At 67.5% G+C, this 22,680-nt stretch carries 26 protein-coding genes, 3 tRNA genes and 1 pseudogene; 11 read left to right on the top strand and 19 right to left on the bottom strand.

Annotated elements, in window-relative coordinates:
* Nucleotides 1-19 precede the first annotated feature (19 nt).
* Together AB0L70_RS09035 and AB0L70_RS09030 are read right to left on the bottom strand one after the other, a co-directional pair.
* The gene (locus AB0L70_RS09035) at nucleotides 20-766 is read right to left on the bottom strand and encodes an SDR family oxidoreductase (RefSeq protein ID WP_363681681.1); all 747 of its coding nucleotides are present in this window, start codon (nucleotides 764-766) and stop codon (nucleotides 20-22) included.
* A 95-nt stretch (nucleotides 767-861) separates the two neighbouring features.
* Complete coding sequence (locus tag AB0L70_RS09030; RefSeq protein ID WP_363681679.1) at nucleotides 862-1,794, bottom strand: LysR family transcriptional regulator; 933 nt, start codon at nucleotides 1,792-1,794, stop codon at nucleotides 862-864.
* A gap of 197 nt (nucleotides 1,795-1,991) precedes the next feature.
* Here AB0L70_RS09030 and AB0L70_RS09025 point away from each other — a divergent pair, with 197 nt between their 5' ends.
* Together AB0L70_RS09025 and AB0L70_RS09020 are read left to right on the top strand one after the other, a co-directional pair.
* Nucleotides 1,992-2,129, top strand: coding sequence for a hypothetical protein (locus AB0L70_RS09025; protein WP_363681677.1), 138 nt, complete (start codon nucleotides 1,992-1,994; stop codon nucleotides 2,127-2,129).
* A gap of 223 nt (nucleotides 2,130-2,352) precedes the next feature.
* Entirely contained in the window at nucleotides 2,353-2,889 is a 537-nt protein-coding gene (locus AB0L70_RS09020) for a DNA polymerase ligase N-terminal domain-containing protein (RefSeq protein ID WP_363681829.1), read from the top strand.
* Here the strand turns inward: AB0L70_RS09020 and AB0L70_RS09015 are convergent, their stop codons facing one another.
* The 4 genes from AB0L70_RS09015 to AB0L70_RS09000 all read right to left on the bottom strand — a co-directional run bounded on the left by AB0L70_RS09015 (nucleotide 2,890) and on the right by AB0L70_RS09000 (nucleotide 6,708).
* Nucleotides 2,890-3,537 carry a nitroreductase family protein gene (locus tag AB0L70_RS09015; protein ID WP_363681675.1) on the bottom strand — a complete coding sequence of 216 codons (648 nt, stop codon included), beginning with the start codon at nucleotides 3,535-3,537 and terminating at the stop codon, nucleotides 2,890-2,892.
* A gap of 138 nt (nucleotides 3,538-3,675) precedes the next feature.
* The gene (locus tag AB0L70_RS09010; RefSeq protein ID WP_363681673.1) at nucleotides 3,676-4,635 is read right to left on the bottom strand and encodes a penicillin-insensitive murein endopeptidase; all 960 of its coding nucleotides are present in this window, start codon (nucleotides 4,633-4,635) and stop codon (nucleotides 3,676-3,678) included.
* Between the two features lie 79 nt (nucleotides 4,636-4,714).
* Nucleotides 4,715-5,332 carry an L-threonylcarbamoyladenylate synthase gene (locus tag AB0L70_RS09005; protein WP_363681671.1) on the bottom strand — a complete coding sequence of 206 codons (618 nt, stop codon included), beginning with the start codon at nucleotides 5,330-5,332 and terminating at the stop codon, nucleotides 4,715-4,717.
* An 11-nt stretch (nucleotides 5,333-5,343) separates the two neighbouring features.
* The gene (locus tag AB0L70_RS09000; protein WP_363681669.1) at nucleotides 5,344-6,708 is read right to left on the bottom strand and encodes a S41 family peptidase; all 1,365 of its coding nucleotides are present in this window, start codon (nucleotides 6,706-6,708) and stop codon (nucleotides 5,344-5,346) included.
* A gap of 128 nt (nucleotides 6,709-6,836) precedes the next feature.
* Between AB0L70_RS09000 and AB0L70_RS08995 the strand changes: the two genes are divergently transcribed.
* Nucleotides 6,837-7,889: a Gfo/Idh/MocA family oxidoreductase gene (locus AB0L70_RS08995; protein WP_363681667.1), complete on the top strand. Its 1,053-nt coding sequence runs from the start codon at nucleotides 6,837-6,839 to the stop codon at nucleotides 7,887-7,889.
* Here the strand turns inward: AB0L70_RS08995 and AB0L70_RS08990 are convergent.
* On the bottom strand, nucleotides 7,869-8,477 hold the full coding sequence (locus tag AB0L70_RS08990) for a class F sortase (RefSeq protein ID WP_363681665.1): 609 nt from the start codon (nucleotides 8,475-8,477) through the stop codon (nucleotides 7,869-7,871). The genes AB0L70_RS08995 and AB0L70_RS08990 overlap by 21 nt on opposite strands.
* Before the next feature lie 71 nt (nucleotides 8,478-8,548).
* The gene (locus AB0L70_RS08985) at nucleotides 8,549-9,382 is read right to left on the bottom strand and encodes a DUF4397 domain-containing protein (RefSeq protein WP_363681663.1); all 834 of its coding nucleotides are present in this window, start codon (nucleotides 9,380-9,382) and stop codon (nucleotides 8,549-8,551) included.
* Nucleotides 9,383-9,658: 276 nt separating this feature from the next.
* Here AB0L70_RS08985 and AB0L70_RS08980 point away from each other — a divergent pair, with 276 nt between their 5' ends.
* Together AB0L70_RS08980 and AB0L70_RS08975 are read left to right on the top strand one after the other, a co-directional pair.
* Nucleotides 9,659-10,375, top strand: a complete 717-nt coding sequence (locus tag AB0L70_RS08980; RefSeq protein WP_363681661.1) for a hypothetical protein — start codon at nucleotides 9,659-9,661, stop codon at nucleotides 10,373-10,375.
* 16 nt (nucleotides 10,376-10,391) lie between these two features.
* The gene (locus AB0L70_RS08975; protein WP_363681659.1) at nucleotides 10,392-11,876 is read left to right on the top strand and encodes an MFS transporter; all 1,485 of its coding nucleotides are present in this window, start codon (nucleotides 10,392-10,394) and stop codon (nucleotides 11,874-11,876) included.
* A gap of 21 nt (nucleotides 11,877-11,897) precedes the next feature.
* Here the strand turns inward: AB0L70_RS08975 and AB0L70_RS08970 are convergent, their stop codons facing one another.
* On the bottom strand, nucleotides 11,898-12,677 hold the full coding sequence (locus tag AB0L70_RS08970) for a DNA alkylation repair protein (RefSeq protein ID WP_363681657.1): 780 nt from the start codon (nucleotides 12,675-12,677) through the stop codon (nucleotides 11,898-11,900).
* A 161-nt stretch (nucleotides 12,678-12,838) separates the two neighbouring features.
* On the opposite strand from AB0L70_RS08970, the gene AB0L70_RS08965 reads away from it, so the two are divergent.
* Together AB0L70_RS08965 and AB0L70_RS08960 are read left to right on the top strand one after the other, a co-directional pair.
* Entirely contained in the window at nucleotides 12,839-13,189 is a 351-nt protein-coding gene (locus tag AB0L70_RS08965) for an STAS domain-containing protein (protein ID WP_363681655.1), read from the top strand.
* Nucleotides 13,190-13,252: 63 nt separating this feature from the next.
* Complete coding sequence (locus AB0L70_RS08960; RefSeq protein ID WP_363681653.1) at nucleotides 13,253-13,981, top strand: polyprenol monophosphomannose synthase; 729 nt, start codon at nucleotides 13,253-13,255, stop codon at nucleotides 13,979-13,981.
* 1 nt (nucleotide 13,982) lies between these two features.
* On the opposite strand, the gene AB0L70_RS08955 is transcribed toward AB0L70_RS08960, so the two are convergent.
* Together AB0L70_RS08955 and AB0L70_RS08950 are read right to left on the bottom strand one after the other, a co-directional pair.
* Nucleotides 13,983-14,333 (bottom strand): metallopeptidase family protein, encoded by a 351-nt coding sequence (locus AB0L70_RS08955; protein ID WP_363681651.1) that lies wholly within the window; start codon nucleotides 14,331-14,333, stop codon nucleotides 13,983-13,985.
* Between the two features lie 16 nt (nucleotides 14,334-14,349).
* Nucleotides 14,350-15,276, bottom strand: coding sequence for a hypothetical protein (locus AB0L70_RS08950; RefSeq protein ID WP_363681649.1), 927 nt, complete (start codon nucleotides 15,274-15,276; stop codon nucleotides 14,350-14,352).
* A 126-nt stretch (nucleotides 15,277-15,402) separates the two neighbouring features.
* Here AB0L70_RS08950 and AB0L70_RS08945 point away from each other — a divergent pair, with 126 nt between their 5' ends.
* The 4 genes from AB0L70_RS08945 to AB0L70_RS08930 all read left to right on the top strand — a co-directional run bounded on the left by AB0L70_RS08945 (nucleotide 15,403) and on the right by AB0L70_RS08930 (nucleotide 17,097).
* Complete coding sequence (locus AB0L70_RS08945) at nucleotides 15,403-16,560, top strand: hypothetical protein (protein WP_363681647.1); 1,158 nt, start codon at nucleotides 15,403-15,405, stop codon at nucleotides 16,558-16,560.
* Nucleotides 16,561-16,768: 208 nt separating this feature from the next.
* Nucleotides 16,769-16,841, top strand: a tRNA-Glu gene (locus tag AB0L70_RS08940).
* 60 nt (nucleotides 16,842-16,901) lie between these two features.
* Nucleotides 16,902-16,978, top strand: a tRNA-Asp gene (locus tag AB0L70_RS08935).
* Nucleotides 16,979-17,024: 46 nt separating this feature from the next.
* Nucleotides 17,025-17,097, top strand: a tRNA-Phe gene (locus tag AB0L70_RS08930).
* Between the two features lie 73 nt (nucleotides 17,098-17,170).
* Here the strand turns inward: AB0L70_RS08930 and AB0L70_RS08925 are convergent.
* The 8 genes and pseudogenes from AB0L70_RS08925 to AB0L70_RS08890 form a co-directional block, all read right to left on the bottom strand.
* Nucleotides 17,171-18,382: a tyrosine-type recombinase/integrase gene (locus AB0L70_RS08925; RefSeq protein WP_363681645.1), complete on the bottom strand. Its 1,212-nt coding sequence runs from the start codon at nucleotides 18,380-18,382 to the stop codon at nucleotides 17,171-17,173.
* The gene (locus tag AB0L70_RS08920; protein ID WP_363681643.1) at nucleotides 18,379-18,588 is read right to left on the bottom strand and encodes a helix-turn-helix domain-containing protein; all 210 of its coding nucleotides are present in this window, start codon (nucleotides 18,586-18,588) and stop codon (nucleotides 18,379-18,381) included. The genes AB0L70_RS08925 and AB0L70_RS08920 overlap by 4 nt, the downstream gene beginning before the upstream one ends.
* Before the next feature lie 32 nt (nucleotides 18,589-18,620).
* Entirely contained in the window at nucleotides 18,621-19,922 is a 1,302-nt protein-coding gene (locus AB0L70_RS08915) for a DUF3631 domain-containing protein (protein WP_363681641.1), read from the bottom strand.
* Complete coding sequence (locus tag AB0L70_RS08910; protein ID WP_363681639.1) at nucleotides 19,919-20,797, bottom strand: bifunctional DNA primase/polymerase; 879 nt, start codon at nucleotides 20,795-20,797, stop codon at nucleotides 19,919-19,921. Before AB0L70_RS08910 ends, AB0L70_RS08915 begins: the two co-directional genes overlap by 4 nt.
* A gap of 24 nt (nucleotides 20,798-20,821) precedes the next feature.
* Nucleotides 20,822-21,268 (bottom strand): RRQRL motif-containing zinc-binding protein, encoded by a 447-nt coding sequence (locus AB0L70_RS08905; protein ID WP_363681637.1) that lies wholly within the window; start codon nucleotides 21,266-21,268, stop codon nucleotides 20,822-20,824.
* Nucleotides 21,265-21,561 (bottom strand): DNA cytosine methyltransferase, encoded by a 297-nt coding sequence (locus AB0L70_RS08900; RefSeq protein WP_363681827.1) that lies wholly within the window; start codon nucleotides 21,559-21,561, stop codon nucleotides 21,265-21,267. Before AB0L70_RS08900 ends, AB0L70_RS08905 begins: the two co-directional genes overlap by 4 nt.
* Before the next feature lie 198 nt (nucleotides 21,562-21,759).
* A pseudogene (gene dcm, locus AB0L70_RS08895) lies at nucleotides 21,760-22,236 on the bottom strand (DNA (cytosine-5-)-methyltransferase); the annotation flags it as partial.
* Nucleotides 22,233-22,592 carry a hypothetical protein gene (locus tag AB0L70_RS08890; protein WP_363681635.1) on the bottom strand — a complete coding sequence of 120 codons (360 nt, stop codon included), beginning with the start codon at nucleotides 22,590-22,592 and terminating at the stop codon, nucleotides 22,233-22,235. The pseudogene dcm and the gene AB0L70_RS08890, both read right to left, overlap by 4 nt.
* Nucleotides 22,593-22,680: the final 88 nt, after the last annotated feature.

Genomic DNA, 22,680 nt, shown 5'->3' with positions numbered 1-22,680 from the left:
CCTTTCCACGTGGAGGGATTCAGGCGGCGGAGCCACCGTTGGCGTAGATGGTTTGGCCGTTGATCCAGCGGGCCGGGCCGGCCAGGAAGGCGATGATCTCGGCGATGTCGGAGGGCTCACCCAGGCGCTCGAGCGGCGGCTCGGCGGCGATCCGGTCGATCAGTTCCTGCGGCTTGCCCTCGAAGAACAACGGGGTCGCCGTCGGACCAGGCGCCACGGTGTTGACGGTGACGTCGCGGCCGCGCAGTTCGCGGGCCAGGATCAGCGTGATCGCCTCGACCCCGCCCTTGGTGGCGGAGTAGGCGGAGTACCCGGGCCGGGCCAGCTTGGTGAGGGAGCTGGAGACGTTGATCAGCGCGCCGCCGGAGCGGAGTCGCCGTACCGCCTGCTGGTCGACCACGATCGTCCCGCGGAGGTTGGTCCGCACGACCCGGTCGAAGACCTCCAGGTCCAGGTCGGCGAGCGGCGACAGCGGCATGATGCCGGCGGCGTTCACGACCACGTCGACCCCGCCGAACTCCTGCTCGGTCCGGTCGAAGAGCGCGGCCACCGCGGTCTCGTCGGCGACATCGGCCTGTACGGCGATCGCCCGGCCGCCGGCCTGCTCGACCTCCTTGACGGCTTCCTCGGCAGCTGCCTGGTTGCCGGCGTACACAATCGCCACCGCGTAGCCGTCCCGGCCCAACCGGGCCGCTGCCTCGCGGCCGATCCCGCTCGATCCACCGGTCACGATCGCGACCCGTCCGGCGGTGGTGTTCTCGGTCATCGTCCTACTCCTCGATCTCGGTGCGGTTCTTGCTGACACCAAAGATCTTGCTGCGGAGTCTGCATCAAGTCCAACGAATCAACTCGATGGGTAAATCAATTCTGTTGATGCACGTCGCGGCCGAGTTGGGTGCCTTCGGGCTGGCGAAGGTGGGTGCTGACGAGGCCGAGGAGGGCACGCAGGGCGGCGGTCGGCTTCCGCTTCTTCAGCGTCGCCATGTACAGCGACCATTGGAACGACTCGTCCGCGATCTGTACGACGCGGATCGCCTCCACCCCACTCACGGCGTACCCAGGCAGAATGCCGAGCCCAACCCCGTGCGCCACGAACTGCACACCGTTCTCGATCCCCAGCGCCTCGACCACCACATGCCGAGCGATCCCAGCCGCCTCGAAGGCCTGATCGATCAAGGTCCGGGTGCCGAACCCAGGCGGAAAGTCCACGAACGCCTCATCGGCCAGATCAGCAAGCGCCACCGACCGCCGCCGGGCGAGCCGATGCCCGACCGGCACCGCGAGGACCTGCGGCACCCGAAGCAACTCCCAAGCCGTCAGCTCCCGCGGCACACTCCCGGCCGCAATCCCCAGGAACCCGACGTCGATATCCCCGTTCCGCAGCCCGACCACAACCCCGGCCGACCCCTCGGCGTCGACCCTCAACTGCAACTCGACGTTCGGATACCGCCGACGGAACTCGCCGGCCGCCGCAGGCAGGTCGATCAGCCCGAGCCCCGGCAACAGTCCGACCCGCACCGATCCGCGCATCCCTGCACCAAGCTCGTCCACGACATCCCGAGCCCCCTGCACCGCGTCCATCACAGCGAGCGCCTCCGGGAGGAGCGCCGTACCCGCCTCCGTCAGCACCACCCGCTGGGCGCTGCGCTCGAACAGCGTGACCTTCAGATCCTTCTCGAGTGCGGCGATCGCGGCACTCACCGCGCTCTGCACCACATGCAGCCGCCGCGCAGCCAGCGTGAAGCTCCGCTCATGAGCCACCGCCACGAAGTACTCCAACTGCCGCAACTCCACGAGGAGAGCGTACGGAAGAACAGCAGGCAGCGGCCGCCGGCCAGGCCCTCGGGCGAGGCGAACGGGCTAGTGACGGGCGACGGCGGTCGAGATCGGTAGTCTGGTTGCGAAAGCTCTCTGCTGAAATCCCTTACCTGTAAGGAGTTTCAGCTTGGCTCGCGCACCGACTGTTCGTCGATCCAGACGAGATGGCCGTGGTGGCTGACGAGAACCTCGTCGGCACCGGACGTCCCGGCGCGGCGACCGACCTCCTGGCCGGCGATCCAGCGACCGCCGATGCGGACCTGGACTGCGGTGGGCCGAGCCGGGGCAGTGGCTACTGGCATGGCACCTGACTTCTTCTGGACAGGGGCGGAAGGAACGGGGTGGTGGTGTCGCGTTGCTCTGGGGTGGTGCTGGAGATCGGTCATCGTCGCCCTCTTAGGGAAACAAAGCCAGCGCTCGGGGGCTGGCTTCTCAACCAAAGGCCACCCTACAACCGTTACAGGAAAGACCGTTAGCGGTAACTCCGATTGTTCACGAAGCACTGTCCCCCGGGCCTCGGCGTAAGATTCTGGCATCGCCGGACGTCCAGGAGCAGACCCAGGCAGCCACGGCCTGGCGTCGTCCAAGCCCATCTTCGTGGTGCAACTGCACGATGCCCGGCGGCTGCACTACGACGTCCGGCTCGAGGTCGACGGCGTCCTGAAATCGTGGGCGGTTCCGCGTGGTCCGTCGCTGGATCCGACCGTGAAACGGCTCGCGGTGTTCACCACCGACCACGACCTGGAGTACGCGTCGTACGAAGGTGTGCACGAAGGCAGCAAGTACGGCAGTGGCGCGGTGATCGTCTGGGACGCCGGGGTGTTCACCAATCTGACCCGCGATGATCGGCGGCAGTTGGTGGACCCGGCGGCGGCGATCGAACGCGGGCATTTGAAAGTGCAATTTCACGGCGTCAAGCTGGATGGCGCATGGGCATTCACCCGGACCGGCGCGGATTGGCTGCTGGTCAAGGTGAAGGATTCGGCGGCCGACCCCTCGGTGGACCTGACCGTGACCGAGCCGCGCTCGGTGCTGAGCGGTCTGACCATCGAGGAGATGGCTGCCTCCTGACTACCAGCCGTTGACGTGGAGTACGTCGTCCAGCGGCTGCCGCGGGGCCGGCTTGAAGGTGGTCCCGATCGTGTAGGCGGTCGGAATCAGCACCGTCTGCCGGATCTCCTCCGGCAGCCCGAGTACGTCGGCCACCTCCTGCTCGTAGTTCATGTGCAGGGTGGTCCACGCCGTACCCAGTCCGCGGGCGCGGGCGGCAAGCATGTAACTCCAGGCCGACGGGAGGATCGAGCCCCAGAGACCGGCCTGGTTCCCGGCCGGCAGGTTCTTCGCCTCGAGACACGGGATCACGAGCACCGGGACCTGGCCCATCCGCTCACCCAGGTAGGCCACGCCGTCGCCGATCCGGCGCTGGATCGGCGCGCGCACCGGGTCGTCGGCGTACAACTTGCCGGCCGCGCCGGGGCCCTCCAGGTACGACTCGACCGCGCGCCGGTAGTACTCACCGATCGCCGCCCGCTTGTCCGCGTCCGTGATCACCAGCCAGTGCCAGGTCTGCCGGTTGCTCCCCGACGGCGCCTGTAGCGCGATCTCGATGCACTCCCGGATCAACTCCATCGGCACCGGCTTCTCGAGATCCAGCCGCTTACGGACCGTCCGGGTGGTGGTCAACAACTCGTCCGGACTCAGTTCCAGGGTTTCCGTCACGCACCATTTCTACCTCCCGAGTCACTCGATCCGTACCGAAGGACAGGTAGTAGTCGTATACGTAGACCCCGTCGCCCGCCTGGGCAGGCCCGGTCCGGCCACGGAATGCCGACTACTACCTGTCCTTAGGTACGCAATTCAGCAGACGTAGGTGCTGTTCGGGTGGACCTTCTCGCAGAAGCGGACGTGCAAGTGGTTGTCGTGGGCCGGCCAGTTCATGGTCAGGCCCTCGTTGATCAGGGTCGGGTCGTTGAACCAGATGTACTTGACGTGGCCCGGGGCGGCCGCGCGGACGGCCTGGATCAGCTGCCGGGTGGCGGCGCGGTCGTAGGTGGCCGACTCCCACGTGATCCGGCCCGCGGTGCATTGCCCGTTGTCCGTGCGGATCGGCCAGATGTCGATGTCCATGCCGTTGTCGTGGCTGGCGTGACCGGGGATGTCACCGCCGTGCTCGAACCCGGCATCGCCGTACGGCACCTTGCCCTGGCCCGTGGCTGCGAACGAACGGGCGGCGGCCTCGATCTGGGCGACCGGAGCGGCTGCGGCCCAGTTGGCCGCCGTACCGTTGCCGTCCGGGTCCTGGTCGCAGAAGTTCGCGGTGAAGTCCGGGTAGTCGTAGTGCCAGGCGAGGTTCTTCCAGGTGATCGGGCCGACGATCCCGTCCGCGCCAATCCCCGCGTGTGATTGGAAGGCGACGACCGCGTCGCGGACCGCCGTACTGAATACTCCGTCGACCGGCAGGCTCAGCCGGCGCTTGGCGTTCAGCTCGACCTGGAGGGCCTTCACTGCCGCGTTGTTGTCACCGGACCGGATCGTCGGCACGAGCGCGGTCCAGGTCTGCGGGCCGACGATCCCGTCGACGCCCAGGCCCTTCGCCGTCTGGAACGCCTTGGCTGCGGTGACCGTTGTCGCGCCGAACACTCCGTCCGCGGTGACCGACTGACCGTTGTGCTGCAGCAGAAACTGGAGAGCCTGTACGTCGGCACCGCGGTTCCCACTGCTCTGGGTCGGGAAGAAGGCGTTCGCATACGCGTACGCCGGGGCCGGGACGCCGGCCATCATTATCAGGGCCAGCGCAGCGAACAGCAGACGTCGCATGAGTTCCTCCGGGGCGGGTGAGGTAACTGATTAACGCTCATCCGCCACGATCGGGCATTCGTTACCCGACCGCAAGGGTTCACTCGAACAGCTTCGGATCCCCCGCTCCGACGCGGACGATCTCCGGCACATCGTCGGAGAAGTCGATGACCGTGGTCGGTTCGGTCCCGGCCTCGCCCTCGATCACCGCGTCCACCTGGTTGTCCAGCTCTTCCTTGATCTCCCAGCCCTGCGTCATCGCTTCCTCCTGGTCCGGGAGGAGCAGCGTGCTGGAGACCAGCGGTTCACCCAACTCGGCGACCAGGGCCTGCGCGACGACGTGATCCGGGATCCGCACCCCGACGGTCTTCTTCTTCGGGTGCAGCAACCGCCGCGGCACTTCCTTGGTCGCCGGCAGGATGAACGTGTAGCTGCCCGGCGTCGCCGCCTTGATCGACCGGAAGACGGCGTTGCTGATGTGCACGAACTGCCCGAGCTGGGAGAAGTCCTGGCAGACCAGCGTGAAGTGGTGCCGATCGTCCAGGTGCCGGATCATCTTGATCCGGTCGATCCCGTCCCGGTTCCCCAGCTGGCAGCCGAGCGCGAAGCAGGAGTCGGTCGGGTAGGCGATCAGCCCGCCCTCGCGGACCAGCTCCACCACCTGCCCGATCGACCGCTTCTGCGGATTCTCCGGATGGACGTCGAAATACCTGGCCATAACGGCCGAGCCTACCGCTGCTTCAGCAGCCTTAATGCGGTGGTGAAGGCGGAGTCGCGGTGGCCGGTGAGCTCGGCCGGAGTGAAGACCGGTCGGCGGAGGTCGGGCGGGATCCCGGCACCGTCGTACGTCGTCCCGCCGGCGGTCAGGTACTCCTCGTTCGGCAGGTTGAACTGCCACCCGTTCGGCAGCGTGCGGTTCATGGTGTCGGAGAAGACGCCCTGGGTGTTCTGGCCGATCCGGATCGGCCGCGGGGTCCGGTTCATCATCGCCATCGTGAACGTCTCGCCCGCGCTCAGCTGCGAGCCGCCGGTCAGGATCGCCATCGGCCCGGTGAACTTCGACCGCGAGGTCGGTACGACGTACGCCGGTTGTGGCGCAGTGAACGCCGTGGGATCGGCGGGGTCGTTGCGGTTCCGCTTCGCGTAGGCGAAGTACGGCCGTGCGGTCAGCCGGGAGGCCAGATCGAGCGCGAGCTGGTCGGAGCCGCCGCCGTTGAGGCGCAGGTCGAGGATCAGCTTGCGTGGTTTGGTGGCGAGGATCGTGTCCAGCGTCCGGTCGAGCACCTCCTTCTCGGGGGCGTAGTGCGGGACGTCGCCGTACCCGAGGAAACCGACGACCCGGAGGTACCCGATCCCGCCGGGGAGCTGGGCGTACCCGATCAGGTCGTTCGCGTACGACGTGTAGTGGACGCCGCGCAACGTGGTGTCCTCGATGTACGGGCGGATCACGTTCGTCTCGAGGTCCGGGGTCGGGAACGTGGTTCCGGGCCGGACGCCGGTGACGCTGCGGTCCGGCGTGGTGATCGCGGTATGGGCGTCACCGAGCGGCCGGATCATCTTCGTGAAGATGTCGAAGAGCGCGGCGTCCGAGGTCACCTGCGGGCGGTACTTCGCCCGGACCGCGTCCCAGTCGATGCCCTTCGCGGCGAAGAACGGGTAGTTCTCGTCGAACGTGGTCCAGAACTGGTCGAAGGTCGCCAGCGGACCGGTCGCCCCCGGTTTGGTGCAGAGCGCCGGGAGCTTCGGCAGCCGGCGCAGTCGCTTCTCGCCGACGTCACCTTCGAGGTGCAGCGCGGCCCGGTCGCGCCGGACGGTGAAGGTGAACGACTGCTCGCCGTCGGCGGCGAAGGTGGTCCCGTCCTGGGTGTACTCGGCGGGGTTCGGCGTGCAACTGATGCCGGTCGTCTGGTAGAGCCGGGCCTTACCGTTGTCGATGGCAACTAGCGTGCCGTAGCCGTCGGCCTGCCAGACCCCGTTGGGCGATGCGGCGGCGGTGGCCGCGAGTGGGACGGACAGCGGCACGGCGACCAGTCCGGCGGCGATCCCGACCGCGACCAGTAGTCGACGGGCAGGACGAATCCTCGTCAATCTCATACCGCCAGCCTTGTCGGCGGCGGGCCGCCCCGACAGGAAGCGAGCTCCCCAGGCGGCGGTAGACCTAGGTCCACTATTGCCGAGATGGCCCTGTACCGGCGCCTCCCGAGCGGCCAAGCTGGCGGGCTATGACCGTGACCTATCAATTCGAGTACGCCGAGCGCCTGCGCTGCGCCTTCATCGGTGCGGGCGGGCACTCGTACCGCAACGTCTATCCCACCTTCCAGTACGCGCCCGTCGAGCTGGTGGCCGTCTGCGACGTCCAGCTCGACCGGGCCCAGACGTACGCGCGGACCTTCGGCGCACCGTCGGCGTACTCGGACCACCGGGAGATGCTGGCGACGGAGCGGCCCGACGCCGTCTTCATCGTCACGTCCTACACGGCGGATGGCGACGTACAGGCGACTGCGCTGGCCGAGGACTGCCTGCGCGCGGGCGCCCACGTGTGGATGGAGAAGCCGACCGCGGCCGGGCTCGTCCAGCTGGACCAGTTGCAGGCGGTGGCCGACGAGACCGGGCTGACGGTGATGACCGGGTTGAAGAAGATCTTCACCCCGGCGATGGAGAAGGTGAAGGCGATCCTGACCACGCCGGAGTTCGGTCCGGCGACCTCGATCTCGGTCCGGTACCCGCAGGCGCTCCCGGCCCCGGCCGACCGGTCCGACGCCGTGAAGATGATCGGCTTCCTGGACCACATCTTCCATCCGGGCGCGATCCTGACCCACCTGATGGGCCCGGTACGGCGGCTCAGCTACGAATGGGAGCCGCGGACCGGCGCGAGCGTGTCCAGCCTGCTCTTCGAATCCGGCGCCGTCGGCACCCTCCACCTCGCGGCCGGGTCCGCGAACGGAGCTCCCCTCGAGCGGGTCGAGGTCGTCGGCGACGGCGCGAACATCGTTGTGGACAACGGGGTCCGGCTCACGTACTACCGCGCCGGCGCCAACCTTCCGTACGGGCGATCGGCGTCGTTCATCACCGACGACGCCGTCGCGCCGCTGCACTGGGAGCCCGAGTTCTCGCTCGGGCAGCTCTACAACAAGAACCTGTTCTACCTCGGCTACGTGCCCGAGGTGGTGCACTTCTGCGAGAGCGTGCTGGCCGGGAAGCCACCGGAGAAGGGCACGCTCGCCGACGTCCGCGAGATCCTCAAGCTGTACGAGCTATTTCGCCAGGCCCAGTGAGATCGCGGTGACCACCAGGTTGTCCGCGTAGCCACCGCGGGAGGCGTTGTACGCACCCGTGCAGGTGATCAGCACGAGTCGATGTGCGCCGGTCTGGTCGAAGGCGCCGCTCTTGGTCGCGAGCGCGTCCTTCGGTACGGACACGATCGAGGTGACCCGGTACGACGCCGTGTGTCCGGCGCCGTGCACCACGACGACCTCGCCTGTCTTCACCTGTCGCAGGCGGGCGAAGTAGCCGATGCCCTCGTTCTTGCTGTCCACGTGACCGGCCAGCACGACCGAGCCGAACGGGTCTCCGGCCTGCGCACCACCGTCCCACCAGCCGACCCGCTTGGGCTCGGCCGGAACCTGGAGCTGACCGTTGACGGTCGTTGCCCGCAGCACCGGTGCCGCCGCGCCGCCGGGCAGCACGACCTGTTCCGGGACGAAGCGGATGCGCTGGCTGGGAGCCGGCGTACCGACCCGGCCGGGCGGTGCGGTGCCCGGATCGGTCGGCAGCGGGATTGTCGGAGTGATCTCGCCGGTGAAACCAGGGACGGACGACGGCGCCGGCGTTGAGGCGCCGCCACCCGTCCCAGAGGTGGACACGGCGCTGTCCGCCCTGGCGGTGCAACCCGCCAGGACCAGACAGCACAGTGCCGGCCCGATCAGCCACGCCCTCAGCGACGGACCGCCTTCCGGGCCGTCCTCCGGACCGACACCACGACGGCCAGCAACCCGGCCAGAATCGCGATGGCCCAGAGGCCGGATCCGTTGGACGCGGCAGAGTTTCGCGCCTGGTCAAGCCCTGCCGCCTGTCCTCCGGTTCCGGTGTTCACCAACGTCGGCTTACCCGAGCCGGTGGCCGGGAGTTTGATGGTGCCGACGGCAACGGTCATCGTCTTCTGGCTCGGTGCGCCGACCGCGAATACCCGGGTCAGATAACCGGCCTTGGCCGGCAGGTCCAACGGACCGAGAACAACAGGTGAAGTCGCGCCGGTGGGCACGATCTCGACCTTGTACGTCGCGGCCGGAACGACCACGTCCAGCGATTCACCGTTCGCGACGTTCGAGAACAGCACCTTGCCGTTCACCCGGATGTCGGCCGGGCCGACGGCGGCGGTGTGCGCCACCCGCAGCGCGGCCTTGTCGGCCGGGATCGAGTTCAGCTTGTTCGGGTACGACGTGATCACCGGTGCACCGGTCGGCGAGGCCGGCTGGTGGATCACCACGTCCATACTCGCGCCGGAGCCCACCGTCACCTGACGCTGGATCACCAGCTTTCCGTCCTGCTTGGCGGTGATCATCCGCTTGCCCGAGGCAACACCGAACGGCCCGACCAGCTTCGCCGTCTGGACGCCGGTGGCGACCGACTTGCCGTCGATGCTGATGTCCAGGCTGCGGCCGGGCAGACCCTGCACCACGTACAGGTTGCCGCCGGCGGCGGCGTCGGACGGCGCCGCGAGTACGACCGGAACCGCCACCACCGCTACCCCCAGCAGCAGCGGAATCACCCTCCGAATTACCGGACCGGGAATTCTCGATAATATCTGTTGAGATACTGACCGGAATTGCCCGGACACGCTCCGTCTCTGCATTCTCTTCCCCCTCCGAAGATCACGGAAAAATACGGCATTAATTGCCGCACCCCACTAATTCGGGCGTATCGTATGCCCAAGTTCGTTCCGACCGCCAGAGGTAGGGTTTTCCGGCCAGGACCGTTTGGGGGGCGATGACTCATGCCGGTACTCAGGTTTCCGGCTCGTGAGCTCCTCCCTGGTGCATCGGGGGTGGAGGATCTCAGCCGCACCGCAGTGCGGATGATGGCGGCGGTGGCGCTGACTCTGGGGCTCAGCGCGACCGCCGCCTGTTCGACCGGTGGCGACACCCCGGTCGCGCCCAGTCCGGGAGTCGACACCGGCTCCGTCAGCCCGACGTCGGAGCCGACCGTTCCGGTAGCGCCCGGAACCGGAATGAGCAAGCCGGGCATCCGGCTGGTCGCCGTACCGCACAAGGACGGGTCGTTCGACATCACCGAGGACGTGCTCTTGCCGGAGGCCCTGAACATCCTGCAGGTCCAGCTGCCGGACTCCGGCGAGCACCTGTCCGGGATGATGGTCAAGACCACTCCCAAGGTGACGAACCTGAAGATCGTCGCAGACGACCAGCCGGTGCCGCTCGAGGAGACCACGATCAACCGGCAGGCCGACATCCCGTTGACGATCGCGGCGACCCAGCTCCGGCTGACCTATCGGCTGTCCGGATCCTCGGTCATCAGCAAGCCGTCGACGACGAACCGGGCCGGAGCGGCGATCCGGCCGATCAGCTCGGCCGCCGAGGGGACGCTGCCGACCAGTGTCTCGGTGACCAGCGGACTGCTCAACGCCGTCTGCCCGTTGCTGACCGATATCCGGTGCGCGGTCGGCGACCCGCCGAACCTCGCGATCCAGCCCGACATCCCCGCCAGCAAGGCCCTCGTCGTACTGCAGCTCAATCTGCCGCGCTGAGCCTACGCTGTCCTGCATGACCGATGAGCGGATCGCGCTAGGGACCAGCCGGGGCCGTTGGGTCCTCGCCGCGACGGCGCTGGGGTCGGGGATGGCGTTCCTGGACGGCACGGTCGTGAACGTCGCACTGCCCGCGATGGGTGAAGAGTTCGGTGCCGACATGGCCGGTCTGCAGTGGATCGTGAACGGCTACATGCTGATGCTCGCCTCGCTGGTCCTGCTCAGCGGTTCGCTCGGCGACCGGCTCGGACGGCGGCGTACGTACGTCGCCGGCGTGATCTGGTTCGCGGCCGCGTCGGTGCTGTGTACGGTCGCGCCGAACGTCGAGGTGATGATCGCGGGCCGGGTCCTGCAGGGCATCGGCGGCGCCCTGCTCACCCCAGGCAGCCTGGCCATCCTGCAGACGTCCTTCCAGCACTCCGATCGCGGCAAGGCGGTCGGCACCTGGTCCGGGCTCACCTCGGTCGCCGCGGCGATCGGCCCGTTCGTCGGCGGCAGCCTGGTCGACAGCGGCTCGTGGCGGCTGATCTTCCTGCTCAACGCACCGATCGCGGTGGTCACCGTCCTGGTCACCCTCCGGCACGTCCCCGAGACCCGCGACGAGTCGGCGGGCGGCAAGCTCGACATCAACGGCGCGATCCTGGCGACGATCGGCCTCGCCGGACTCACCTTCGGCCTGATCGGCGCGGGCGACGGCGGCTTCACCAGTCCACGCGTCCCGACCAGCCTGGTGATCGGTGTGGCCGCGCTGGCGGTCTTCGTCGAGGTCGAGCGGCGCAGTTCGCACCCGATGTTGCCGCCAGGCATCTTCAAGAACGTCCGCTTCACCGGCGCCAACCTGGTCACAGTGGTCGTGTACGGCGCTCTTGGCACCGCGACGTTCCTCGTCGTCGTCTACCTGCAGACCGTCCTCGTCTACAGCGCCCTCTGGGCCGGCGCCTCCCTGCTACCGATGACCGCGCTCATGCTCGGCCTGTCCGGGTACGCCGGCAGTCTGTCCGACCGGATCGGCGCCCGGATCCCGATGACGGTCGGCCCGCTCCTGATGGCCTGCGGCTTCCTTCTGATGCTGCGGATCAAGCCGGGATCCGGGTACTTCACCACCGTTCTGCCCGCTGTCGTCGTACTCGGGCTGGGCCTGGTCTCGACGGTCGCGCCGCTCACCGCGACCGTGCTGTCCTCGGTGGAGGATCACCACGCCGGGATCGCGTCCGGCGTCAACAACGCGGTCGCCCGGTCGGCGCAGCTGATGGCGGTCGCCGCGATCCCGATGGCGGCCGGGATCACCGGTGACACGTACCGCGACCCGGAGGCCTTCCACAGCGGGTTCGGCAAGGCGCTGTGGATCTCGGCGGTGCTCGCGGCGGCGGGTGCGGTGATCGCGTGGTTCACGATCGGGGACCACACGAAGAAGCCCACGGTCCAGGTGAACCACCACACCCATTGCGCGCTCGAAGCCCCGCCGTACGCCGACTCCCGGACACCGTCGACCGCGAGCTGACTTGTTGCTGGCGGCAACCAGCTAGCGGGCGGCCAGGTAGCTCTTGCGGACGGCGGGGTCCAGCCGCTCGATCGCGTAGCGCAGCATCGTTCGGGGCATCTGCGGTGCGTACTGGTCGAGGAAGTCCAGCAGTTCCTGCTCCGAGACCCGCTTGCCGGCCTCACGCAGCATCCAGCCGGACGCCTTGTGGATCAGGTCCTCCCGATCATCGAGAACCTCGGCGGCGAGCGCGTACGTGTCCGCGGTCTGCCCGACCCCGATCAGGAACTGCGTCGCCACCAGCGCGATCCGGCGTTCCCACAACGATGCCGACCGCACCAGGGTGTAGAGGACGTCCCGAGGCTTGTCGAGCAGGTAGCCGCCGACCACCTGGGGAGCACTGCAGTCCACCAGGTCCCAGTTGTCGACGTACGCCGTACTGCGCAGATACAGCTCGTGGACAGCGGCAAGTTCGGCGGGGTTCGCCGTACGCGGTTTGAGACTGCGGGACGCACGGTCGGCGAGTAGGCAGAGGATCGTCAGGCGGTGCTCGTGGATCGGGCTGGTGAGGGCCTGCTCGAGCTCGGGCAGCGGGAGGTCGGCGCGCAGGTACGGCTTGAGGATGCCGCGGATCGTCGACAATTTCACGCCGATCATCTGGTCGCCGTGACCGTACCCACCGGGCTTGAGCTGGAAGTACCGCGACAGCACCTCCGCCACGGCTGGATCCGCGGCGGCGTCGACATCGGCGATCAGGTCAGCGGTGCTCAGAGCAACAGCACTCCGGCGGCGCGCAGCCGCTTTGCCGTCGAGTACGCCCACAGTTCTTGTCTATCACCGCGCTGGGTCCCGTTGTGACGCTTGGTCATTGGGGCATACGGTGAGAGCAGGGCAGTTCCACCCGCCAGGACCGACCGAACGTCTGTGGCGCTACCCGAGGAGATTCCGGCGTGACAAGCCACCCAGAGCCGCGGGACGGCGAAATGATCAGAACCACTTTCGACGCTGTGACCGAGGAACTGGAACCGGGAGTACTGCTGGTCAGGATGTCCGGTGAGATCGATATCGCGACCACCGATTTCGCCTCCGAATCGATCCGCGCCGCGGTCGCCCCGCCGGCCCGCCTCGTCCTCATCGACGTCTCCGCGGTCACCTTCTGCAGCTCCGCCGGCCTCGGCAACCTGGTAGAAGCCCGCACCCTCGCCGGCGAACACAACATCACCCTCGCCCTGGTCGGCGTAGGCCGCCCGGTAGACCGCCCCCTGTCCGTAACCGGCCTAGGCACCCAGTTCCGCATCTACGCCACCGCGGCCGAGGCACTCGCCGCGTTGTGAGGGCGTTGGTCACCCTAGGACTATGGATGCGATAGCGTCCGGGGTCTCCGACAAAGGAAAGTCATGGGTGAGCTAGCCAAGATCGTGGTCGTCGTGCCGACCTACAACGAGCGGGAGAACCTGCCCGTGCTGGCCGGGCTGCTGTCCGACCTCAACCTGCCCGGCCTGGAGATGCTCGTCGTCGACGACAACTCTCCGGACGGGACCGGTGACGTCGCGGACGAGCTGGCCAAGGCGTCGCCGGAGCAGGTCGGCGTACTGCACCGGACCGTGAAGGACGGTCTCGGCCGCGCGTACATCGCCGGGATCACCCGCGCCCTCGACGAGGGTGCCGACATCGTCATCCAGATGGACGCGGACCTGTCCCACCCGGCCTCGGTCATCCCGACCATGGTCGACATCCTGCGTACGACGGATGCCGGCGTCGTGATCGGATCCCGGTACGTCGAGGGCGGCGAAGCGGCGGCCGAGTGGGGCTGGCACCGGCGGGCACTGTCCGCGTGGGCCAACTTCTACGTGAACACGCTCCTGCGGCTGCACGTGAAGGACGCCACGGCCGGGTTCAAGGCCTGGAAGGCGGACACGCTGCGCTGGATCAACGTGGGCTCGATCGAGAGCAACGGGTACTCGTTCCAGGTGGAGATGAACTACCGGACGGTCAAGCGCGGCATCCGGATCGCGGAGACACCGATCCGGTTCGAGGAGCGCACGGCGGGTGCCTCGAAGATGAGCCTGAAGGTGCAGCTCGAGTCGGCCCTGATGCCGTGGAAGCTGCTGTTCTCGCGCTCCTGACTCAGTCGTAGCCCAGCTCGTGCAGGCGGGCGTCGTCGATGCCGAAGTGGTGCGCGATCTCGTGCACCACGGTGACGTTCACCTCGTCGAGGACCTCGCCGAAGGTCTCGCAGATCGCCAGCGTCGGGTTCCGGTAGATCGTGATCCGGTCCGGCAGGACGCCGCCGTAGTCGTTGCCGCGCTCGGTCAGCGGGATGCCTTCGTAGATCCCGAGCAGGTCCGGACCGTCGGCCGGTGGATCGTCCTCGACGAACACGGCCACGTTCTCGATCAGCAGCCCGAGCTCCTCGGGTATCTCGTCCAGTGCCTGCGAGACCAGCGCCTCGAAGTTCGCCCGGCTCATCTCCATCACACCGCCAGCGTAGTGACTAGAGCCAGCCCTGTCGGCTGGCCTGAACACCCAACTGGAAGCGGGTCTGCGCACCGAGCGCCTCCTGCAACCGGCCGATCCGGCGCGCGATCGTCCGCTCGCTGACGCCGAACTCGCGCGCGATCGACTCATCGGTCAGACCGGCACTCAGATACGTCAGCAGCCGCTTCGCCTCCAGGCTCGGCGCGGCCGTCACGTCGTTCAGCTCGGTCCCGCCGGTGATCGGTACGGCGATCCGCCACAACGCCTCGAAGATCCGGGCCAGCCCGGCGAGCAGCGGTGAATCGTGCACCACCATCGCGACGAACTCCGGACCCCGTCGTACCTCCGAGCGAGCTCCGACGAGCGCCCAGCGGTCGTCGACGATGGTGATGTTGAGCGGTACGGACGGGAACACCCGGGCCTGCTCACCGGCGTCGATGCACGCCTGGACCATGTGCAGCGCGTTCGCGTCCTGGAGGACGTGGGCGCCGTAGATGACCTCGTACCGGACACCACGGTCCAGTGCGTCGAACATGCCCTCGACGATCTGCAGTTCGCGGGCGGCGAGGTTGCCCATCGTCATCGCCCGTACGTGGTCCTGTGCGTCCTTCTGGACGGAGTTCAGGACCGCTTGGGAGGCGGCGTACGTCGGAAGCACCTCAAGGTAGTCCTGACGACCTGCGGCGGACTTCCAGAGCTCTGTCAGGAGGTCGGCGCTCTCCCGGGCCAGGGCCGCCTGCTTGGTGTGCTGCTCCGCGAGCGCGTCCATGGCCAGCCGCGGCGGGCGGACCACCAGGGTCTCGTCGACGCGCTCCAGCAGTCCTAGGGCGATCAGCTCGTCGACCGGGCCCTGATCGGTCGGCGTGGTGTCGGGGTTCTGCAGGAGGTGCAGGAGCAGTGTCTCGGCCGCGGCGGACAGGCCGAGCGCCTGGAGCGCTTCCATGCCTTTGTGTACCACCGTCGTCAGGTTCTCGCCATGCCGGTTTCTGACAGCTCCAAACGCCCCAGCAGCCCACTGTGGCGGGGTCTACTGATGCCGCCCACTCCCTGCCGCTTCCAGGAGTCCCCGATGAGAAAACGCCTGATCTGGCCGGTGGTCGCCGCTCTCGGCCTCACACTCGGTCTCACCACCCCGTCTGCCGCCACTGCGGCCCCCTCTCCCGCCACGCCTTCGGCTCAGACCCAGCAGATCCTCGACGAGCTGCCGGCGATGCGTGCGAAGGCTGAGGCGGTGAAGGCCAAGCTCGGGGTGAAGGACAACCCGGTGCAGGACGCCGTACTCGATGCGATCGATCCCACGCAGTACGAGTGCTCCGACGCCACCCCGCCCGTAGTGGCCGCGGTGATGCCCGACGTGACGAACTGGACGACCGAGCAACGGCTGGCCGTCGTACACGTGCTGCTGTTCAACATGGCGCTGATGGATGCGGCGTACCTGCCGCAGACCGGCCCGTTCACGTTCGGCTCGCACGGCCAGTACACGCGCACGGTCACCCGCACCTTCAAGGACCTGCAGAAGTTCTGGGACATCCCGTCGCGGGGCATCCAGCTCGTGCCCGCGCATGGCCGCGTGATGCTCGACGCGGAGGTCAACTACCGCGTCTTCACCACCCTGTACGGCTTCGACCCGGCCCAGTCCCGCGTCTCGGCCGATCTGGTCGCGCACGAGCTGAACAGCCCGGCCCTCGGGTACGGCGACCTGCCGATCTTCACGTTCAACGCGTTCGCCGCTCCTGGTGGCGAGGACATCCCCGGGTACGGCAAGTCGCCCAAGCGGATCGCGTACGGCGACGGCGTGATGGAGGGGTTCTCCCTCGTCGGACTCGGCAGCGTCGCGCCGCAGGCGATCCTTGCACATGAGTTCGGTCACCACGTCCAGTTCGCCGACTCGCTGATGCGCCCCGACCTGACCGCGCCCGAGGCGTCCCGGTGGGCGGAGCTGATGGCTGACTCGTTCAGCGCGTACTTCCTCACCCACGCCCGTGGCGAGGGGATGCACTGGAAGTCGGTCCGCGAGTTCGGCCAGATGTTCTACCAGCTAGGCGATTGCGGCTTCGATGCCGCCGGCCACCACGGCACCCCCAACCAACGCATGAAGGCCGCCCTCTGGGGCTACGGCGTCGCCGTCACCATCCCACCCCGAGGCCACATCCTCCCGTCCCGAGTCGTCTTCCACCTCTTCGCCGCCCACTACCCCCGCCTGATCGCCCCCGACGCCCCAGCCTGACCTCTAACGCTGGACCTGCCCCCTCCCCAGGGCGCCGTACGCCGACCCTCCCGCCGTACGGCGCCCACCCCTTTGACCGGGGTCTTGGCTTGGTCTTGGCCGGCCGTTTCGACTGCTCTCCGACCGCATCGAGAACTCGTTTTGGAGCCCGGCCCGACGTCCTCTATGCTTACGGCTGTCCCTGGAGCTTCGGCTCCCGCGGGTCCGAGTCCCCATCGTCTAGTGGCCTAGGACGCTGCCCTTTCAAGGCGGTAACGCGGGTTCGAATCCCGTTGGGGATACGGTCGAAAGACCGGTGTCAGAACCACCTCGAAGATGCTGTAGGATCATCGAGTCAATCTGGCCCAGTGGCGCAGTTGGTTAGCGTGCCGCCCTGTCACGGCGGAGGTCGCGGGTTCGAGTCCCGTCTGGGTCGCCAGGAGAAGGCGGCGGTGTAAAACACACCGCCGCCGAACTTTCTCCCCGGTCAGGTAGCTCAGCTGGTAGAGCGTCCGCCTGAAAAGCGGAAGGTCGGCGGTTCGAGACCGCCCCTGACCACACATAATTGAGCGTGGATCTCGGTCTGAGATCCGCCGACTCACCCGCTAGTCCAGCAACAGGTCCAGCAACGTCACCCCGCGACCGACGTTGCGAGCTGATCCAGCGCCTTCCGCTGATCCTCAAGCGATGCATGCGCGTAGATCGCCATCGTCACCTGCACGTCCGCGTGACCGACGATCGCCTGCACGATGTGGGGCGGCACTCCGAGCCGTAGGAGCAAGGTCACACAGCTATGCCGAAGATCGTGGAAGCGCATCTCCCCCAGCCCGGCCAGCACCCGAAGCGGGTACCAATCCCTCCGCAGATTGTCCGGCTCGATCGGCGTACCGATCTCGGTCGTAAAGATGTAACCGGTATCAACCCACTTTGCGCCGGCCGCCAGGCGCTCCTTCGCTTGCAGCGCCTTGTGAGTCCTAAGCACGTCTAGGCAGAGTTCGATGAGCGGCACTGTCCGGCGAGACTTCCTGGTCTTCGGGGTGACCGCTCGCAGTGCCCCATCGACACGTTGCAGGGTGCGCCGTACGGTCAGGGTCTTTTCAACCCAATCGATGTCCTCCCACTTCAGCCCGAGCAGCTCGCCGCGTCGCAGTCCCATGAACAGCGCCAAGACGAACAGCGCATATAGCCGGGTGGGTTTGGCTGCCTTCAGCAACAGTCGCGCCTGATCCTCGGTCGCTCCCCGATTGGTGTCGTACTGCGCACCCTCGATCTGGACCAACTTGGCCACGTTCCGTTGCAACACCTCTTCACGAACAGCCGCCTGCAAAGCATTCCGCAGTACGGCGTGAATCTGTTCCACAAGCCGATCCGATGGTCGCCGCTCGCAGCACCGACCGATAGCGCAGCATTTCGCCTCGGCAACGCGCCGTTGGTCGTATCCGTGCATGCAGCACAGACAGGTGCTCCGAACCCGCTTGATGAGCAGCCGCACATCGGCACCGTTCAGCTTGTGGAGCTTCTTCCGACCGAGATGAGGAATGAGGTGCACCCGCGCCACTAATTCGTAGCCCTGATGCGTCTTCGGCTTCTTCGACGGCTTCACGATGTGCTCCAGCCAGTACTTCAGGTAGGCGTCCAGATACCAATTGGTCGCCTCGGCCGGAATGCCCTTGTCCGACTTAGCCTGGAGATCGCGCAACTTCCGGACGACTATGTCCCTCGTCTTGCTCGACACCTCCTTTCGACGGTAGGTCCCATCAGCCATCAGCAGATAGGCGGACGCAACCCACAGTCCCCGACTCTCGCGCCAGTAGATCGAGCCATCGCCATTTGCTGCCTTCACGCTGCGGCCTCCTCTTGCTCCAGAAGCTCGATAGCTTCTTCCAGTGCCGCGATTCGAATGAGCCGACGGCTGCCGATCTTGAGGGTCTTCAACTTCTTGCTGCGGATGAGGTCGTAGAGGGTCGACCGATGAATGCCGAGCCGCGCGGCAGCGTCCTCCGTGGTGATGAGCAAACGGTCCGCTTCGGCAATCGGGATCGTGGTCATAAGAGGCGTGACTCCGTTCTGTCCGGGCGTGCTCATGCGGTCTCTCGGGTGTCGTCAGTCAGGGCAGGAACAGGTCGGGGTCCCCAAGCCGTCCCAGCCGTCCCAGACGTAACTTCCCTGGTCAGGCCCGGGACGGCTTGGGTGGTTGGGACGGCTTGAGCCGTCCCAGGGGGTGAAGCCGTCCCCGTGCTGACCTGCGAAGGGACGCCTGGGACGGCTGGGACGCCTTCCCCCTCGGCAGGCTTTGGCTCCGGGCAATACCGGTTCCACGCGTCGGCGAAATCGCTGCGGGTGTAGCCCTTGGCCTGCCCGGTGGTGAACCGGATATTCGCGCTACGGATCTCAAAGTCCCGCAGCAAGGCGCCCATCTTCGCCGGGGTCAGCCCGTTCGGTCCGTGGGTTGCCCAAGGCGCTTCGGGATCGGCTTTGAGCCGGTCGAGCAGGACTGCGGTGGGCAGCGCGTCAGCGTCTTGGAAGGCGATTCGGCAGTCGGCCAGGAGTCGGGTGTGAAGTGACGCTTCGTCGCCTGCGTCCCGGTCGCTGGTGAGCGCTACAGCGGCCTTGCGGGCGGCGCGTGGCCAGATACCGCCGGCGAGGTCGGCAACGGCAATCAGCGGCTCCCACGTGTCGGCAGCGCGGTCTTCCAACGGCATGTCCGGCGCGGCAGCGGTGAGCACGTCCAGGTGCGCCGTGAGCCACTCGTTCAGCCGCTGACGCAACTCACCTAGCTGCGGGCCATCGCGACGGATCCGGTAAGGCTCGACACTTTCGCCGGGGGCGCGCCGGCGCATACGGATGATCGCAGCACGGTCTTCGATGGTGTCCGGCATGACGCCGATGCCCGCAAGCGCGGCCATGGCGAACGTCTGAATGTCTTCCACGTCGTCCTTGCCCGCGTTGTAGCGCAGGGTCGGCCGGTTGCGTTGGTGACCGGCGTTGAGCAGGCCGCGTAGGTCTTCGTTGTCGCCTGCCTTGGCGCCAAAGATGGTGTCGGCTTCATCGATCAGCAGCGTCGGCGGATCGGAGGGCTGTTTGCCGATGGAGCGGTAGACCGCTGACGGTGATGCGTTGGTGGTCATCAGCGGCCGGTGGCACATGCCCTCGACCATGTCCAACAGCCGCGATTTCCCGCACCGCTTCTCTGGCGCCCGGATCACCAACCGGGGCGCACAGTTCCACGCCGGAACGGCATGTGTGGCAGCGATCCACAACACGACTGCGACCATCGCGGACGTGCTGGGCAAGATGACGTAGCGCGCGACGGTGGCCCTGACGGCGTCCAGCAGTTCGGCGCCGTCGATGGCGTCGCCCTGGTCGTGGTCGTGGTCGGTCATGCGGCGATCCCTTCGTCACGGAAACCGCCAGTGATGGCGGTCCTGATGTCCCGGTCGGTTTGGGCGGCTTGGTGTCCTACGTAGATCAGTGCGGTGATGGCGTCGGCTTGGTCGATGACGCCGGCCGCGACCATCCGAGCGACGCCACGTGCGGCGCCGTACAGGGTGGTGCGGCGTCTGCCTTTGGGGGCGCGGCGTACGGCGTCCAAGTGGGCGTCCAGGAGCTTGGCGGGGTGGGAGATGCCCCCGCCCGGTTGTGTCGTGGCTGGGCTGGTTTGCGGGGTGGACGATTCGGCCGGCACAGGTGGCAGGCAGGCGGCGACGAGGGCGGCGGGGGGCATCTCCTCCACGTCGGGTCCGGTGGTGGTCGCCCATCGGTACGGCAGCCCTGTGCGGTGGTGGATCGAGGGTGGGAGGACGACGTAGCCGCCATCGGCTTTGATGTCGATTCCCGGTCGTCCAGGCATCGGGCGTGAGGGCATCGGCTGGCCGGGGTGGCGGTAGTACAGGTGCTGTCCACCGGAGCCGGTGATGACCCGCAGCGTGCGCGGCAGTAGCCCTTCGTTGACGAGCTGGTGAAGGCTGTCGTTGCCGCCGTGGGCGGGGTCGATATCGACCACCAGGAGCCCGGAGACGGCACCGGTCCTGACGGCGAGCTGACCGTACGGGACAGCGGCAACGAGCGCCGTGATCCGGTGAGGGTCGGTGGTGGCGGCGTAGAAGCCGTGGCAGGTCAGGTGTCCGCAGGTCGCGGGGTCGTGATCGGCCAGGCGGCAGGCGTGGCAGTTGGCTACGGGCCGCTTGGACCGGGCGAGCATGAACACCGGCCAGCCACGGCCGGCGGCGGCGAGTGCAGCGGTCAGGATCTCGTTCATCGGTAGATCTCCCCTCGACGAATGTCAGGCGGCGTAGGCGTAGGCGTTGGGGATGGCGGTGCGGTAGTCGCCGGTCATGCACTCGACGCAGCGGCCATCTGAGGTGGGGATGCAGTAGTCGGCGACCGTGCCGCACTGCCCGCAGGTACGGCGCGCTTCCATGGCCTTGTCGAGCGCGTTGAGCTGGGCCGGTGACGGCACCCGCGACGGGCGGGCGAGGTCGAGGCGGTAGAGCCAGGCCCAGCGCTGCCCGTTGCGCCACACCAGCAGCGCGTACGGTTCCTGCCCGCCCGGACACATCCGCATGGCTCGGAGCTGCCGGCGGGTCGCGAGTCCACCGGGTGCCCATTTGAACTTGAAGACCGGGGTGCCGTGGTGGTCCCAGCCGAGGGCTTGTTTGCCGTTCCACAGCTCGACCCAGCGCGCCCTTGCCGGGTGCAGGCTCGCCTTGTCCATCAGCCGCGTAGTCATGCCGCAGCCCTCATCGCTTCGACGGCCACGATCCGGCGGGCGGCCCACTCGAACACCGGCACCGGCACCGAGTTGCCGAGCTGGGCATACCGTGCCGCGTCGGTCTGCGGGGCACCGTTCGCGATGGTGGTCCAGCCGTCCGGGAACCCTTGCAGCCGTTCGCATTCCAGCGGGGTGAGGCGTCGTGGCCCGGTGTGGGGCTGGACGACGTAGGTGACCATCGACGGGTCCTGTTTGTCGTTGCCGCCGTGACTGACCAGCGCGTACGCCGACGCCGGCGCCCACGCCGTCATGCCGCTGCCTCGGTGGCCGGTTCGCTCGCTGCGGTCTGCTCCAGCGCCTGCCGTAGCGGTGCCGGGAGGTTGCGTCGTCGTCGCTCGGTGCGGGTGAGCATTCCCCGGCACACTGTGGGGTTCAAGGAGTACTTGGACAGGTGCGGTCCGGTCTCCAGAATGTCCGACAAGGACGAGGCGGCGGCGTCGGTGGGGTACTCCGAAACCGCGAGCGTCCAGAACCCGCCAGGCTGCGTCCATCCCGAGGTTGGCCAGGTCCCCGAGGACCGCACCGAAGTCTCTACCGTCGTTGACCGAGAGAAGGCCAGGGACGTTTTCGCCGACGAACCAACGGGGATGTAGTTGCGCCAGCAGTCGCGCGACGTGCAACCACAAGCCCGTGCGTGGGTCACCCAGGCCGCCACGACGGCCCCGAGATGAGTTGCCCTGACAGGGCCATCCGGCTGCGACGATGGTTCGTTCGGGAACAACTCCAACTGCAATGAGGTCATTGGCGGTCACCTTCGTCAGGTCTTCGAACAGGACAGTTGCCGGGAACCTGTCGCCCAGGACACCGCGAGCGGCCGGGTCGATCTCCACAGCGGCGATGGTCGGGATGCCGGCGCGGTGGAACCCGAGGTCGATGCCGCCGATCCCGGCGCACAGGGACACCAGGTGCAGCCGGTGGTCGGTCATTTGCGGGCGCCTTTGCTGGTGGAGTTGGTGGCGGCGGTGTGGGTGCGGCGGTAGTAGGAGATGACCTTCCGGCCGAACCGGACTCGCAGGCCGGAGCCGTCGCACCTGCCGCAGTGGCGGTAGGCGTTGCCGAACGGGGATTTGAACTTGCCGGCGCCCGTGCAGCGGCGGCACTTCCCGAACGGCCAGACAGCACAGGTCAGCAGGTAGAAGCCAGCGACGGCGGTCACGATGAGTGCGACAGTGGCCACCTGTCCGGCCGTCTGCACAGCGGTGGTGAGGTCGATCGAGGCGCTACCCAGGTAGCTACCGTGGGTAGCGGCGCCTGGGATAGCGGTAGCGGGGGTACTGGACACGAGGAGCCTCCAGAGGGCTGTTTTTGGGCGTGAGGAGCCGTGGCCGCTACCCGCTACGCGGGGATGAACGGCCTGGTCAGGTCTGGGT

This window comes from Kribbella sp. NPDC051952, assembly GCF_040680855.1.
Taxonomy (GTDB): Bacteria; Actinomycetota; Actinomycetes; order Propionibacteriales; family Kribbellaceae; genus Kribbella.
The sequence above is the reverse complement of the archived record's forward strand: the minus strand, read 5'-3'. Positions and strand labels throughout refer to the sequence as shown.

Excerpts from the sequence above, each read along its gene's own strand:
- AB0L70_RS08950 (WP_363681649.1), bottom strand. The coding sequence starts at position 15,276 with ATGGAAGCGCTCCAGGCGCTCGGCCTGTCCGCCGCGGCCGAGACACTG.
- AB0L70_RS08905 (WP_363681637.1), bottom strand. The coding sequence starts at position 21,268 with ATGACTACGCGGCTGATGGACAAGGCGAGCCTGCACCCGGCAAGGGCG.
- AB0L70_RS08910 (WP_363681639.1), bottom strand. The coding sequence starts at position 20,797 with ATGAACGAGATCCTGACCGCTGCACTCGCCGCCGCCGGCCGTGGCTGG.
- AB0L70_RS08995 (WP_363681667.1), top strand. The coding sequence starts at position 6,837 with ATGACCGTGACCTATCAATTCGAGTACGCCGAGCGCCTGCGCTGCGCC.
- AB0L70_RS08960 (WP_363681653.1), top strand. The coding sequence starts at position 13,253 with ATGGGTGAGCTAGCCAAGATCGTGGTCGTCGTGCCGACCTACAACGAG.
- AB0L70_RS08965 (WP_363681655.1), top strand. The coding sequence starts at position 12,839 with ATGATCAGAACCACTTTCGACGCTGTGACCGAGGAACTGGAACCGGGA.
- AB0L70_RS08975 (WP_363681659.1), top strand. The coding sequence starts at position 10,392 with ATGACCGATGAGCGGATCGCGCTAGGGACCAGCCGGGGCCGTTGGGTC.
- AB0L70_RS09000 (WP_363681669.1), bottom strand. The coding sequence starts at position 6,708 with ATGAGATTGACGAGGATTCGTCCTGCCCGTCGACTACTGGTCGCGGTC.
- AB0L70_RS09010 (WP_363681673.1), bottom strand. The coding sequence starts at position 4,635 with ATGCGACGTCTGCTGTTCGCTGCGCTGGCCCTGATAATGATGGCCGGC.
- AB0L70_RS08920 (WP_363681643.1), bottom strand. The coding sequence starts at position 18,588 with ATGACCACGATCCCGATTGCCGAAGCGGACCGTTTGCTCATCACCACG.
- AB0L70_RS08945 (WP_363681647.1), top strand. The coding sequence starts at position 15,403 with ATGAGAAAACGCCTGATCTGGCCGGTGGTCGCCGCTCTCGGCCTCACA.
- AB0L70_RS08915 (WP_363681641.1), bottom strand. The coding sequence starts at position 19,922 with ATGACCGACCACGACCACGACCAGGGCGACGCCATCGACGGCGCCGAA.
- AB0L70_RS09035 (WP_363681681.1), bottom strand. The coding sequence starts at position 766 with ATGACCGAGAACACCACCGCCGGACGGGTCGCGATCGTGACCGGTGGA.
- AB0L70_RS09005 (WP_363681671.1), bottom strand. The coding sequence starts at position 5,332 with ATGGCCAGGTATTTCGACGTCCATCCGGAGAATCCGCAGAAGCGGTCG.
- AB0L70_RS08900 (WP_363681827.1), bottom strand. The coding sequence starts at position 21,561 with ATGACGGCGTGGGCGCCGGCGTCGGCGTACGCGCTGGTCAGTCACGGC.